This is a genomic window from Arcicella rosea, from assembly GCF_040543805.1.
Lineage (GTDB): Bacteria > Bacteroidota > Bacteroidia > Cytophagales > Spirosomataceae > Arcicella > Arcicella rosea.
In genome coordinates, this window is sequence record NZ_JBEUMS010000007.1 from 323,384 (window position 1) to 337,715 (window position 14,332).

Consider the following 14,332-nt stretch of genomic DNA (forward strand, 5'->3'; position numbering starts at 1 on the left):
TTGTTATAAATAGCGTAGCCATTTATTTTCTTTGTGTGCCATTTTATAATCTCCGTACCATTTACAAAGTGGAAATAATACGATAACTATTAATAGCCAAATAAGGTAAATCATGGGTAATTCTACGCCTGAAATTCCTTTAGGTCTGCCAAAAGCAAATGGACCAAAGTCCATTTCTTTCCAAGTAAAGCCCTGCAAAAACATTACAATAATCATTGTAATGTGTACTAAATACCAATGAATTAAGTAATAAAACAAAGGTACTTTCCCATAGACAGTAATGATTTGGACAAACTTGTTTTTCAAGCTATCTACACTTGCTAAAACTAACATCATCACTCCCAAAGTCACCAAAGTATAAAATAATGAAGGTGGATACTTACTTAGATTTATAAAAGACAAAAACGTAAATACAGCATCTTTCTGAACCGACCATTTTGCTCCATCTCCATAAATATCTATCCATCTCAATGCGGTAAAGAGTACTAGCATCGAAATCCCTATCTGAAATAATAATTTCTTTCTTTTTTCAGGTGAAAGCTCAAAGATTAATCCACTTGCATAGCCTAACAACATAATTCCTAACCAAGGAATAATTGGATAAGAAATCAAGAAAGTAAAATGTGGCGTAACCTGAAAAAGATTAGAGGCAAAAAGGTATGAAGCAATAAATCTTAAAACAGGGTTTTCGATAGCAAAAGGCAATTGTGTTACTAAATCATGTCCAAAGACAATAATTAAGCCTATAATACCAATTTTTTTAGGGGCTAGTCTTAATAAAGCAGCAAGTAATATAAAACTAAAACCGATTGCACCTATCACTTGCGACATGATGATGCTAAAATGAATATTGAACCAAATACCAAAATTAATAATGGTGTATTCTAAAAGAATCAGCCATAATCCTCGACTTAATAAGAACTTTTGATTCGCCTTAATATCTAATTGTTTTTTAAAAGACAAGTACGCAGAAGTACCTGATAAAAAAACAAAAGTTGGCGCACAAAAATGTGTAATGAAACGAGTAAAAAACAAAAAAGGAGTGGTAGTAGCTAAATTGGTAGGGTCATCGGATAATGAAGAGACGTGCATTAAATCTCTTACATGGTCTATCGCCATAATAATCATTACCAAACCTCTTACAAAGTCTATTGAATGTATTCTTTTGTCCATAGCAAATTTTGTTTAGGCTTCAATTTATCAAATTTTTAATTAAAAAAATATAATTGAATGTGGAATAATTTCCTCACATTTTCCCAGAAAAATTAAAATACGCAATCAAGTAAAGTATGGAATAATTTTTTGAGGAATTATTACAGATTATTCTTAAACAAAAATATAATATGAAAAATACCCTAATTATCTTATCTGCTTTCTTCATCATGGTTTCTTGTAACCAAAATTCTAAAACAGAAGTAGAGCAAGCCAAACAAATGGCGATTGATTCAATGAAAAACCAAGCAGCTTTAGAAGCTAAACAAATGGTGATTGACTCAATGAAACTAGAAGCGCAAAAACAAGCAAGTATTGATTCCTTGAATGCACTTAATGCAACTGCGAATAATAGAAGCACTCCTAGCAAAGTGTCAGCAGGCGGAAGTACAAGTACTAGCAATAATACAGTAGCCTCTGCTCCTACGGTAGCCAAAAAGAAAAAAATGAGCGGAGCCGTAAAAGGTGCTTTGATTGGTGGCGGTGTTGGTGCAGTATCGGGTGCAATTATTTCAAGAAATAACAAACCATTGAAAGGTGCATTAATTGGTGGTGTTATCGGTGCTGGCGTTGGTGCAGGAACAGGTGCAATTATTGATGCTCAAAATAAAAAGAGCAACTAGCATACTTTCAAATTCAGCTTAAAGCCCCAAAACTTTTTCAAGCAATGAAAAAGTTTTGGGGCTTTATATTATACCAATATTCTTGGATTCGACTTAACTTTGGCAAAAAGTTAAAAATATGAACACAGCACTCATTAAAACAGCTATCAATAAAATTCTCAAAGAAGGTGGTGATAGTAATTATTTTGTCATTGATATTACAAAAGACTATTATATACAAGCAGCAAGCTCTAAAGGAGCTGAAGATGTATTTTGTGAAGCAGTTTCTAATCAGTATTTATCGAAAGAAAGTAAGCTTACTGATGAACAATTGGCGAAGTTGAAACAAATTGGTTGGAATACTCCTACCGAAAGTAATGTTAATTTTTTCACAGAACGTCCTGCTAATAACAATGTAGCTATAGAAGCCCTTGCAAACTTTATTGCGACTACTGTTTCTGCTGTTTATTCTTCAAAAACACTCAGTAAAGAGTCCTTTCAATTCCATTTGGAGTAATTTGATTTCTTAGAAAAATCAAATTACCATTATTTTGGATTAAATCACCCAACTAAGCATTTCTTCTATCGCCTCAGCCCAACATAAGCAATATCCTAAGTATTTTATCTTATATTATCTTATTAATTCCTTAACCTCCGAGTTAAAATATTAGCTTAGTTTTGCACTAAAATTCAAGCCCCAAAAAACATTTCTTTGAATATTCAATCTACCCTTTATTCTTAAATAAAACAAATCCAAGATATATTAACACTTTACAAAGCGGCTTATTGCAAAAAAGTACCAGCTAATAAATTCTTGTACTTTTTAGGGCTTTTAAGTCAAAAATTAAACGATTCAATATTGCATTTAAAAAAAAAATATAGAACTTAGCAAAAAATCAAAGGACAAGAAGTTATTGTTAATCATATAAGTTTGAGTATAAACTGTTGATTTTTACTCATTTCCGACAACATACTTTATTTAATATTTCATTGTTGATGAAATATATGAGTAACACATGACAACTTTTGTCTTTAATATAACTGCCACTTAAATTTAATTTTTAAAACAGGTAAGCAAGTATTTCGATTTGACTACCGCCCATTAACACACACAAAAAATTATGACAAGTTTACTTAACAATCCACTGTTATTGTCGGTTTTGGCAATAATAGCTTTGCAGGCATTCTTTCTTTTATTCTATTCTTTAAGAAAGACAAATGTCAACAAATGCCCTAGCTGTGGAAACCTCCACTGTGACAGGGTAAAAAGACCTTTCCACATAAAATTATTTCTATCTTACTTTTCTGACCTGAAATACTACAAATGTCCAAGTTGTAACGCAAACTTCTTTATTGTTCAAACAAAGGATAATAGTGTAGATCAAAACTCTAAAACTTTAAAAGTTTAATTTTCATCATTAATCTTTTAAGTTAAAGACTCACATTCGAATAAAAATTATTCGAATGTGAGTCTTTTTTATTAAAGCCCAAATTAAAATTCAAGTCTAATTTTTTAGAAATCAATTTATTACATTTGTATGATAATTTTCTTTTTAAAAGAATTTGTTGTATTAAATAAATTGTGTTACATTTACACAATTTATTACTCTTACTCTTAATTATGCTTCAAAAATACACACATGATACTCGGATTCTGTTAGCCATCGACTGCATTATTTTTGGTTTTGATGGTGACGAATTGAAATTACTCTTGATTAAACGAAACTTTGAGCCTGAAAAAGGGAAATGGTCATTGATGGGAGGATTTTTAAATGAAACTGAGGATTTAGAAGAAGGAGCTAAAAGAGTATTGAATGAATTAACAGGTCTTGAAAATGTGTATATGGAGCAACTACAAGCCTTTGGGGAAATCACTCGTGACCCCGTAGAGCGTACTGTTTCAGTTTGTTTTTTTGCTTTGATTAATATTCATGCCCATGATTCTGAGTTATCACGTTCAATGAATGGATATTGGTTTAATTTTAAAGATAAACCTGATTTAATTTTTGACCACAATAAAATGGTCAATATGGCACTTTCTCAGTTACGCTATAAAGCTGCCCTACACCCACTTGGTTTTGAATTATTGCCAGAGAAATTCACGATTCCACAACTGCAAAAATTATATGAAGCAATTTATGATATGCACTTGGATCGTAGAAATTTTAGCAGAAAAATTATTTCTACAGGATTATTAATTGATACTGGTGAGAAAAATGAAAACTCTGCAACAAAAAAGGCAATGCTTTATCAACTTGACGCTGAAAAATACAAAAATAATTTCAACGATTTCCACAACTTTATTTCTGACTTTAAATGGTAAAATACCATGAAAATTAATCTCACATTTCGGTTATTTTCTATTTTTTATCAAAAAAACTAAAATCAATCTTATTACAATTAATTGTGTCATGATGACACGAAAAATTATTTAACCAATGAAAAACCAATACGTCATCGGTGTTGATTATGGAACAGATTCTGTTCGCTCAGTACTCATTGATACTTCAAACGGCAAAGAAATCAGCCAATCTGTTTTTTATTATCCAAGATGGAAAGCTGGAAAATATTGTGTTCCTGCCAAAAATCAATTCCGTCAACATCCTTTAGATTATCTTGAAGGTTTGGAAGGTACAATTAAAGATTGTTTAGCGAAAGCTCCCGAAGTAAATCCTGCTTCTGTGAAAGGAATTTCTGTTGACACCACAGGCTCAACACCAGTGGCTGTTGATAAAACAGGTACTCCATTAGCATTAACAGCAGGTTTTGAGGAAAATCCAAATGCCATGTTTGTACTTTGGAAAGACCATACTTCAGTGAACGAAGCAGCAGAAATCAATCAGGTTTCTCGTACTTGGGGTGGCGTTGATTATACGCAATTTGAAGGAGGAATTTACTCATCAGAATGGTTTTGGGCAAAAATTTTACACATCACTCGTGAAGATGAAAGTATTGCTAACGGGGCTTATTCGTGGATGGAACATTGCGACTGGATTCCTTCGGTTTTAATTGGAAGCAACGATGTTGATGCAGTCAAGAGAAGTAGATGTGCGGCCGGTCATAAAGCGATGTGGCATGAATCATGGGGAGGTTTACCTTCAGAAGAATATTTAGGAAAATTTGATAGCCGTTTGGCAGCATTGCGTTCACGACTATTTGAAGATACTTATACAGCCGATGTTTCAATGGGCAATTTATGCCAAGCTTGGGCTGATACATTAGGATTAACTACTGATACTATCATTTCTGTAGGAACTTTTGATGCACACGCTGGTGCAGTAGGTGTTGAAATTGAATCTGCTACTTTGGTAAAAGTAATGGGTACTTCTACTTGCGATATGATGGTTGCTCCTTTTGATGAAATTGGCGACAAACTCGTTCGTGGTATTTGTGGACAAGTAGATGGCTCAATTATTCCAGGTATGTTAGGTTTAGAAGCTGGTCAATCTGCTTTTGGAGACTTATTGGCTTGGTTTAAAAACCTAACGATGTGGTCTGTACAAAATGCTGATATTGCTCCAGAAATCAAACAACAAATTGAAGATTCTATCATTGTAAGTCTTTCTAAAGCAGCGGCAGCCATTCCTATTTCAGAAAAAAATGTAGTTGCTCTTGACTGGGTAAATGGTAGAAGAACACCAGATGCAAACCAAGCCTTGAAAGGTGCTATTATGGGTTTAGGCATGGGTTCTGATGCTCCTGCTATTTTCCGTGCTATGGTTGAAGCCATTTGCTTTGGTTCAAAAGCGATTGTTGACCGTTTCAAAAATGAAGGTGTTGACATTAAACAAATTGTAGGTATGGGTGGTGTGGCTAAAAAGTCAGACTTTGTGATGCAAACACTTGCTGATGTATTAGATATGCCTGTAAAAATCGCTACTTCTGAACAAGCTCCTGCTTTGGGAGCGGCAATGTATGCTGCTGTTGCCGCTGGAATTTATCCAGATGTAAATACTGCTGTTTCGGCGATGGGTAACGGTTTTGATAAAACGTACTTCCCAATTGCAGAAAATGTAGCTTTGTATGCAAAGCTTTACGAAAAATATGGGGCTTTAGGTGCATTTGTTGAATCACAAACTTTGTAGGAGACTTTAGGACTTGAAGACTATAAGATTAAAGAGACAAGAAGCAAGATACAAGACTTTAGGAATTTGGAGTTTGCCATAAATCTTGTTTCTTTTCTCTTGCTTCTTGTCTCTCTCAATAACAATTCATAATTACTATTTCATATTTAACAATATGTATCAAGACATTAAACAAGCCTGTTTTGAGGCTAATATGCAACTTCCTAAATTGGGTTTAGTTGTTTTTACTTTTGGAAATGTAAGTGTGGTTGATAGAGAAAAAGGTGTTTTTGCTATTAAACCAAGTGGTGTGCCTTATGAGTCTTTGCAAGCTGACCAAATCGTAATTTGCGATTTTGATGCTAAAGTAGTTGAAGGGACTTTCCGTCCTTCTTCTGATACCAAAACGCATGCAGTATTGTATAAACATTGGACAGAAATCGGTTCAATCGTTCATACACATTCTACTTATGCTACTTCATTTGCTCAGGCACAAATGGATATTCCTATTTTGGGAACTACCCACGCTGATCACTTGACAGTTGATGTTCCTTGCGCTCCGCCGATGAGTGATGAAATGATTAAAGGAGATTACGAATATGAAACGGGCTTCCAAATCATGAATCATTTCGAAAAAAAAGGTTTCTCTTACAAAGAAGTAGAAATGGTTCTTTTGGGAAATCACGCTCCGTTTACTTGGGGAAAAAATGCTGAAAAAGCTGTTTATAATGCGGGTGTTTTAGAAGCTGTTGCACAAATGGCTTATTTAACTTGTACTTTAAATCCAAGAGTAAACCGCTTGAAAGATACGCTTATCGAAAAACACTACGAGCGTAAGCATGGTAAAAGTGCCTACTACGGTCAAGGATGCTAATGAGTGAGGAGTTTTGAGTGATGAATATGGAGTAAAATTTAACTCTTAGACTATGCTTACATTCAAAACTCACCATTCACTAACTCACTCATTCACAATTAAATGTTATTCCAATTAAATCCTCAAAAAACTCGATGAAAAAACAACTATTGGCAGTGGCTTGTTTAGGGCTTTCTTTCGTAGGAAATGCTCAAAATACAGCAACATTGCAAGCTGATTCAGGAAAAGTAACCATTAACAAACACATTTACGGACATTTTGCCGAACACTTAGGTACTTGTATTTATGGTGGTTTTTACGTGGGTGAAAACAACACTAAAATTCCTAATAAAGACGGTGTAAGATTAGACATTGTTGATGCCCTTAAAAAATTAAAAATCCCTAACCTACGTTGGCCAGGTGGTTGTTTTGCAGATACTTATCACTGGAAAGACGGTATCGGGCCAAAAGCTCAACGCCCAGCGATGGTTAATACTTGGTGGGGTGGTGTTACTGAAGATAATTCTTTTGGCACACACGATTTCTTAAATATGTGTGAGCTATTAGGTACTGAACCTTATATTTCGGGGAATGTAGGAAGTGGAACTGTACAAGAATTAAAAGACTGGACTCAGTATATCAACTTGGCCGCTGGCACAAGTCCGATGTCTAAACTACGTGAGCAAAATGGTCGTGAAAAACCTTGGAATGTTGCTATCTGGGGTGTTGGTAACGAAGCTTGGGGTTGTGGTGGAAATATGACTGCTGATTATTATGCTAACATCTATCGTCAGTATGCTACTTTCATGGCAGGTGCAGATAAAAAAGGACTTTTCAGAGTAGCCTCTGGTGCAAGTGATGCAGATTATAAATGGACAGAAACCTTGATGAAAAACATTCCTCATCAAATGCTTGAAGGGGTTGCCATTCACCATTATTCAGTATTGAGCTGGGGCGAAGGTAAAAAAACTTCTGCTACGGAATATACAGATAAAGAGTATTTCAAAACAATGCAACAAGCTTTGTTGATGGATGAATTGGTAACAAAACATTCAGAAGTAATGGACAAGTACGACCCGAAAAAGAAAGTTGCTTTAGTAGTTGACGAATGGGGCGGTTGGTACAATGTAGAAAATGGAACAAATCCGGGTTTCTTGTTTCAACAAAATACCATGAGAGATGCCATGATTGCAGGAGCTACTTTGAATATTTTCAATAACCACGCTGATCGTGTTAGAATGGCTAATTTGGCACAAGTAGTGAATGTTTTGCAGGCGGTAATTCTTACAAAAGAAGAAAAAATGTTGCTCACTCCTACTTATCACGTCATGGAAATGTATAATGTTCACCAAGATGCTACATTACTTCCAATCAAAGTAAAAACGAATACTTTTGAATTTGAAGGAGAAAAATTACCTGCAGTTTCAGTTTCGGCTTCAAAAGATGCTAAAGGTTTAACGCACATTTCTTTAACGAACGTTGACCCGAAAAATCCTCAGGAAATTACAATTGATTTGAAAGGTGCTAAATATGTTTCAGTTGCTGGAAGAATTTTGACTGCTGAAAAATTAAGAGATTACAACACGTTTGATAATCCAAACAAAATTCAACCAAAGGCATTTTCAGGAGCTACCATTGCTGGTAATCAATTAAAAGTAAAATTACCTGCTTTCTCAGTAGCAGTATTAGAATTAAAATAAATTTCAAAACAGCATTCTTGCGTTCACCAATTTTATATTTATTAAAATGATTGATTTAAAACAAAACGAAGTTTGGTTCATCACAGGTAGCCAACATCTTTACGGAGAGGAAACACTTAAACAAGTAGATGACCACTCTAAAATTATTGCAGACGCTTTAAACAAGTCTTCAAAAATTCCAGTAACTGTTGTATTTAAACCTGTTTTAAAAACACCAGAGGAAATCTACAATATGGCAATCCAAGCAAATTCTGATGCAAAATGTATCGGTTTAATTTGTTGGATGCACACTTTCTCCCCATCTAAAATGTGGATTAATGGCTTGAAAATCTTGCGTAAACCACTTTGTCATTTACATACGCAATTCAACGCTGAAATTCCGTATGCTGATATTGATATGGATTTCATGAACTTGAACCAATCTGCTCATGGCGACCGTGAATTCGGTTTCATCGGTGCTAGAATGGGTATTGCTCGTAAAGTAGTGGTTGGTCACTGGCAAGACGAAGAGGTTCATGAAAGAATCAACGTTTGGAGTAGAGTTGCTTCTGGTTGGAATGATTTACAAGGTGCTAAATTTGCTCGTTTTGGCGACAATATGCGTTTTGTTGCCGTTACAGAAGGCGATAAAGTAGAAGCTGAAATCAAATTTGGTTATTCTGTCAATACTCATCCAGTAGGCGATTTAGTCGGCATCATCAATGCTATTTCAGATGCTGATATTAACGCTATGATTGAGCAATACGAAGCTCAATATACTTTGATGGATTCATTGAAAGTAAATGGTAGCCAAAGAAGTAGCTTAGTTGAAATTGCTAGAATTGAAGCTGGTTTGCGTTCATTCTTGACGCAAGGTAATTTCAAAGGTTATACAAACACTTTTGAAGATTTGCACGGAATGGTTCAATTACCTGGTATTGCTTCTCAGCGTTTAATGGCTGATGGATACGGTTACGGTGGCGAAGGCGACTGGAAAACTTCAGTTTTGGTGCGTACTTCAAAAGTAATGGCAGCAGGTTTGGCAGGTGGAACTTCATTTATGGAAGATTATACTTACCACTTCTCGCCAAACAATAACCAAGTATTGGGTTCACACATGTTGGAAATCTGTCCTACTATTGCTTCAGGAAAACCAACTTGCGAAATTCACCCATTAGGTATCGGTGGCAAAGCTGACCCAGTTCGTTTGGTATTCAACTCTCCTGCTGGTCCAGCTTTAAATGCTTCAATGGTTGATATGGGCGGACGTTTCCGTTTAATTGTTAACGAAGTAGAAGCCATTGAACCTGCTGCAGAATTACCAAAATTACCTGTTGCTCGTGTGTTATGGAAAACTAAACCTGATTTGAAAACCGCAGCACAAATGTGGATTTTGGCAGGTGGTGCACACCATACTGTTTATTCACAAGCACTTACACAAGAATTCTATGCAGATTTCGCTGAAATCGCTGGCATCGAATATGTTTTGATTAATGATAAAACAGATTTATACCAATTCAAAAATGAATTGCGTTGGAATTCAATGTTTTATAGAAGATAAATAAAATTGGGTTTTTGTATTGGTACCTCTCATTGAGAGGTATCAATCTTTCTTCTTGATTTGAAGTAACAAGCTGTGAGCTACGAGCCCTGAGCTTTTAGCTTTTTAAGTGAACATTTTAAGTATAAGTTATAAAGCTAAAAACTCAAAGCTCATTGCTCACAGCTTTTAGCTCAAAACTAACTTTCAACCTTTAACAATAAGAAAATGAAATTTTTTATCGATACAGCAAATCTGGCTGAAATTAAAGAAGCTCACGATTTAGGAATTTTAGATGGCGTTACAACAAATCCATCTTTAATGGCTAAAGAAAATATTAGCGGACAAGAAAACGTAATCAACCATTACAAAGCAATTTGTGATATTGTTGATGGCGATATTTCTGCCGAAGTAATTGCTACTGATTATGATGGAATGATTGCTGAAGGTCTTGCTTTAGCGGCACTTCACCCGAATATCGTTGTGAAAATTCCAATGATTAAAGATGGTATTAAGGCTATCAAATATTTTTCAAGCATCGGTATTAAAACCAACTGTACACTAATATTCTCGGCTGGACAAGCATTATTAGCTGCCAAAGCTGGTGCTACTTATGTTTCTCCGTTCGTAGGTCGTTTAGATGATATTTCAATGGATGGTATGAAATTAATCGAACAAATCCGTTTGATTTTTGATAATTACGGCTTTGAAACTGAAATTTTAGCGGCATCAGTTCGTAATCCAATTCATATCTTGAAATGTGCTGAAATAGGTTCGGATGTTATTACTGCTCCACTTTCAGCAATTTTAGCCTTATTGAATCATCCATTGACAGACAGCGGTTTAGCGAAATTCTTAGCTGACCATAAAAAATCTGCGGGTTTATAAGAGTGAGGAGTTAGTACTGTAAAAAGTTTACCTTTTATTCACTCCTAATTCAAAACGTTATCAATTTCTAAAGATTGATGACGTTTTTGAATACATTATGAAACAATGAGCATGATGTTTTTAAATGATACTTTATAAGTTTGCGAACAACATGGTTATCCATAACAGTCTTATGTATTATTTACCATACTTTTAAACAAAATCACTCAAAAACAATATTTAACAATGAAAAAACAAGTAAAAACAGCTGCTGTTTTGTTTTTATTAGCTTGTGTTAGTATGACATCTTGCAATACCTCAAAAAAAGAAAACAACAATAATATGATTGAAAAAGTAAGCTTTGGTAAATTACCTGACGGACAAGAAACAGAACTTTATACCTTGAAAAATGCTTCAGGTATGGAAGTGAAAATTTCAAACTTTGGTGGAACAGTTGTTTCATGGACAGCCCCAAACAATAAAGGAGTATATGAAGATATAATTCTTGGTTGTGATTCAGTATCAGGTTATTTAAAAGGCGTTCCATATTTCGGTGCTTTAATCGGTAGATATGGCAACAGAATTGCCAACGGAAAATTCACGCTTGAAGGTAAAGAATATTCTTTAGCACAAAACAATGGTGTAAATGCTTTGCATGGTGGCTTAAAAGGTTTTGATAAAGTACTTTGGACAGCTACGCCAATTGAAGGTGAAGAGCCAGGTTTAAAATTAACTTATACTGCTAGAGACGGCGAAGAAGGTTATCCTGGAAACTTATCTGTTGAAGTAGTTTATACTTTACAAAAAGATAATTCTTTAAAAATCGACTACAAAGCAACTACTGATAAAACAACAGTAGTTAACTTAACAAACCATACTTACTTCAATTTGAATGGTAATTTAGATAGCGATATTCTTGAGCACGAAGTAACATTAAATGCTGATAAATTCTTACCAGTAGATAAAACTTTGATTCCTACAGGAGAATTAAAACCTGTAGTAGGAAATGTATTCGATTTCTTGAAATCTAAAAAAATCAGTGCAGGTATTAACGATACTACTGATACGCAAATCAAAGCTGGAGGTGGCTATGACCACTGTTGGGTATTAACAGATTCAACTAAAACGTTGAAATCTGCGGCAACAGTTTATGAACCAAAAAGTGGTAGAGTATTAGAGGTATTAACAACAGAGCCAGCGATTCAATTCTATACAGGAAACTTCTTGGATGGAACAATCAAAGGTAAAAACGGAATTATTTATAAGCACCGTTCTGGTTTATGTTTAGAAACACAACATTACCCAGACTCTCCAAATCAATCTGCTTTCCCAAGTACGGTATTAAAACCAAACGAAACGTATCAAACTACTACAGTTTATAAGTTTTCTGTGAAATAAATAACTGTCAACTGATATTTATCTCCAATAATTAAAAATCCCCAAAGCTGAAACCTTTTTCAACTTTGGGGATTTTTGTTGACTATTGACCAATATTATTTGACTATTACTTACTCACAAATCACTACAGGATAATATCAATTAGCTACAGTATTCCACCAATTAACTACCACCTTTACACCAATCACTACGGCATTATACCAATTAACTACCACCTTTACCCTAATCACTACAGCACTTTACCTATTAACTATCGCCTTTACACTAATCACTACAGCACTTTACCTATTAACTATCGCCTTTACACTAATCACTACAGCACTTTACCTATTAACTATCGCCTTTACACTAATTACTACAGCACTTTACCTATTAACTACCACCTTTACACCAATCACTACGGCACTTTACCAATTAACTATCGCCTTTACACCAATCACTACGGCACTTTGCCAATTAACTACAGGCTTCGGACTAATCACTACTACCTTTATTCACGATGCAACTGTTTATGCACAAATTACTATTATCTATGTTCAAATTGATATTGAAAGTTTTCAATTGACAAAACATGTAACAACCTCACCCCCAACCCCTCTCCTTCAGAGAGGGGAGCTTTCGACCCTAAAGTTTGCTCCCCTTCTCTACAGGAGAAGGGGCTGGGGGATGAGGTTTTCTTTAAACACATTAAACTACTCCTAAAATTAAGGCATACAAAAGCCCCTTCTTTCTCTATATTGAAGGGGCTTGCCAATAAAGTTAAACGAAACGTTTAAAAGAAATTCCTTTTATTTTATTGTACTCCAAACTATTAATACCAAAAGCTATTTTAATATAAGTTTTCACATCCATCGCAATATCTACTAAACCTGTTTTCTCGCCATATAATACTTGTTGTCTTTTGCCCCTTGCCAAATCCAAGGCAACATGACTATTAATTACACTTGTGTTTGCCTGTTTTAATTGATTAATATATTGTGTAAGATTAGCCACTTTTAGCTCCTCCTCATTAGGATTATACTCAGGATGATTAGCTACTACAGCCACCAAAGCACCAAAATGTTCAATCAAATAATTAAAACTTGTCTGAGAAGAAGAATTTGTTTTAGGTACTGTAGCCACACCATCAATCATTATTGGTTCAGGTTTTTCAGAGGCTCTTTTTCCATGAATCTTACGTTTAAAAGATTTTGCCCCTTCCAATACCGCATCATCTACCCCAGAAATCGACAAAGTATTAAACACTTGGTTAGTTAAAGGACGAACATTACTAAAAAGTTTTTTTCGGTTTTCTAAAGCTATATCATATACAGCAATGAGTGCCATAATTTCAGCCATAACCGTTTGTGCTTCGCTCAATAAAGTTTGTAATTGTGGAGATTTGAGGGCATCTCTAGAGGGATTATAAGTAGCGCCCAAATTGGAACAATAAGTAATAAGATTTTCGAAATTTGCGATGTTTGCAGCATTGCCACCGTCTTGTAGATTTGCCATGAGCATATTTGTTAAAGGTTGATAAAACAATGGATAAAAAGATAATTACTCAATAATAAAGTAATTAATATATGTTGAACCAATTATAGTGGTGTATCAGCTAAAATATTATCAACTGATTGTTAGATAGTTAAATTTAAAAAATAAACAATTACAAAAACAAAATAAAACTCAATATTTTTCCAGAAACTTATTATACGGTAAAAAATAACACGTAGAAAAAACAATAATTGACCATTTAATAAGTTTTGAGGATATTTTGATACGGAAGTTTTGAAAAGTTAAAGGGATTAAACTATTTGCGGAAAGTTCTTGAAATACAATATTTTGTTTTCTCTTGGCGTAGTGAAACACACTACGCCAAGAGAAGGTAAATTTGGAATAAATGATATTTATGATTGAAAAACAAGAAAATTATTTTTCATTGTACAAAAACATTAACATTTAACCACAAAACAAAATGTATAGAGGATTTAATCTGAAATTAACTGATGCTTTAGATAATGGAATAACACATAAAGAATTTTTGCCTTCGATTTCTATGACAAAAACAAGGGAAATTTATCGGAATTTTCATATTTTTCTTTTCTTTGGACGACCGAAATAACTCGATGCAAAAGTTT

General features: G+C 34.4%; 11 protein-coding genes. 9 read left to right on the forward strand and 2 right to left on the reverse strand.

Annotation, left to right across the window (positions count from 1 at the left end):
- Window positions 1-3 precede the first annotated feature (3 nt).
- On the reverse strand, window positions 4-1,173 hold the full coding sequence (locus ABID42_RS11785) for an acetyltransferase domain-containing protein (protein WP_367283815.1): 1,170 nt from the start codon (window positions 1,171-1,173) through the stop codon (window positions 4-6).
- Window positions 1,174-1,343: 170 nt separating this feature from the next.
- Between ABID42_RS11785 and ABID42_RS11790 the strand changes: the two genes are divergently transcribed.
- The 9 genes from ABID42_RS11790 (at window position 1,344) to ABID42_RS11830 (ending at window position 12,215) form a co-directional block, all read left to right on the forward strand.
- Window positions 1,344-1,835, forward strand: coding sequence for a YMGG-like glycine zipper-containing protein (locus ABID42_RS11790; RefSeq protein WP_367283816.1), 492 nt, complete (start codon window positions 1,344-1,346; stop codon window positions 1,833-1,835).
- A gap of 118 nt (window positions 1,836-1,953) precedes the next feature.
- Window positions 1,954-2,331: a TY-Chap domain-containing protein gene (locus tag ABID42_RS11795; protein ID WP_367283817.1), complete on the forward strand. Its 378-nt coding sequence runs from the start codon at window positions 1,954-1,956 to the stop codon at window positions 2,329-2,331.
- A gap of 1,104 nt (window positions 2,332-3,435) precedes the next feature.
- A complete protein-coding gene (locus tag ABID42_RS11800; RefSeq protein ID WP_367283818.1) occupies window positions 3,436-4,137 on the forward strand; it encodes an NUDIX hydrolase in 702 nt (233 codons plus the stop codon).
- 115 nt (window positions 4,138-4,252) lie between these two features.
- On the forward strand, window positions 4,253-5,899 hold the full coding sequence (locus ABID42_RS11805; RefSeq protein ID WP_367283819.1) for a ribulokinase: 1,647 nt from the start codon (window positions 4,253-4,255) through the stop codon (window positions 5,897-5,899).
- A 154-nt stretch (window positions 5,900-6,053) separates the two neighbouring features.
- On the forward strand, window positions 6,054-6,752 hold the full coding sequence (locus ABID42_RS11810) for an L-ribulose-5-phosphate 4-epimerase (RefSeq protein ID WP_323261224.1): 699 nt from the start codon (window positions 6,054-6,056) through the stop codon (window positions 6,750-6,752).
- A 134-nt stretch (window positions 6,753-6,886) separates the two neighbouring features.
- Window positions 6,887-8,431 (forward strand): alpha-N-arabinofuranosidase, encoded by a 1,545-nt coding sequence (locus ABID42_RS11815; protein WP_367283820.1) that lies wholly within the window; start codon window positions 6,887-6,889, stop codon window positions 8,429-8,431.
- Between the two features lie 46 nt (window positions 8,432-8,477).
- Window positions 8,478-9,971 (forward strand): L-arabinose isomerase, encoded by a 1,494-nt coding sequence (gene araA, locus ABID42_RS11820; RefSeq protein WP_323261228.1) that lies wholly within the window; start codon window positions 8,478-8,480, stop codon window positions 9,969-9,971.
- Window positions 9,972-10,178: 207 nt separating this feature from the next.
- Window positions 10,179-10,838: a fructose-6-phosphate aldolase gene (gene fsa, locus ABID42_RS11825; RefSeq protein ID WP_367283821.1), complete on the forward strand. Its 660-nt coding sequence runs from the start codon at window positions 10,179-10,181 to the stop codon at window positions 10,836-10,838.
- Window positions 10,839-11,063: 225 nt separating this feature from the next.
- Complete coding sequence (locus tag ABID42_RS11830) at window positions 11,064-12,215, forward strand: aldose epimerase family protein (protein WP_367283822.1); 1,152 nt, start codon at window positions 11,064-11,066, stop codon at window positions 12,213-12,215.
- 759 nt (window positions 12,216-12,974) lie between these two features.
- Here the strand turns inward: ABID42_RS11830 and ABID42_RS11835 are convergent.
- Entirely contained in the window at window positions 12,975-13,709 is a 735-nt protein-coding gene (locus tag ABID42_RS11835) for a hypothetical protein (protein WP_367283823.1), read from the reverse strand.
- Window positions 13,710-14,332 lie beyond the last annotated feature (623 nt).

Excerpts from the sequence above, each read along its gene's own strand:
- ABID42_RS11790 (WP_367283816.1), top strand. The coding sequence starts at position 1,344 with ATGAAAAATACCCTAATTATCTTATCTGCTTTCTTCATCATGGTTTCT.
- ABID42_RS11785 (WP_367283815.1), bottom strand. The coding sequence starts at position 1,173 with ATGGACAAAAGAATACATTCAATAGACTTTGTAAGAGGTTTGGTAATG.
- ABID42_RS11800 (WP_367283818.1), top strand. The coding sequence starts at position 3,436 with ATGCTTCAAAAATACACACATGATACTCGGATTCTGTTAGCCATCGAC.
- araA (WP_323261228.1), top strand. The coding sequence starts at position 8,478 with ATGATTGATTTAAAACAAAACGAAGTTTGGTTCATCACAGGTAGCCAA.
- ABID42_RS11835 (WP_367283823.1), bottom strand. The coding sequence starts at position 13,709 with ATGGCAAATCTACAAGACGGTGGCAATGCTGCAAACATCGCAAATTTC.
- ABID42_RS11805 (WP_367283819.1), top strand. The coding sequence starts at position 4,253 with ATGAAAAACCAATACGTCATCGGTGTTGATTATGGAACAGATTCTGTT.
- ABID42_RS11830 (WP_367283822.1), top strand. The coding sequence starts at position 11,064 with ATGAAAAAACAAGTAAAAACAGCTGCTGTTTTGTTTTTATTAGCTTGT.
- fsa (WP_367283821.1), top strand. The coding sequence starts at position 10,179 with ATGAAATTTTTTATCGATACAGCAAATCTGGCTGAAATTAAAGAAGCT.
- ABID42_RS11815 (WP_367283820.1), top strand. The coding sequence starts at position 6,887 with ATGAAAAAACAACTATTGGCAGTGGCTTGTTTAGGGCTTTCTTTCGTA.
- ABID42_RS11795 (WP_367283817.1), top strand. The coding sequence starts at position 1,954 with ATGAACACAGCACTCATTAAAACAGCTATCAATAAAATTCTCAAAGAA.
- ABID42_RS11810 (WP_323261224.1), top strand. The coding sequence starts at position 6,054 with ATGTATCAAGACATTAAACAAGCCTGTTTTGAGGCTAATATGCAACTT.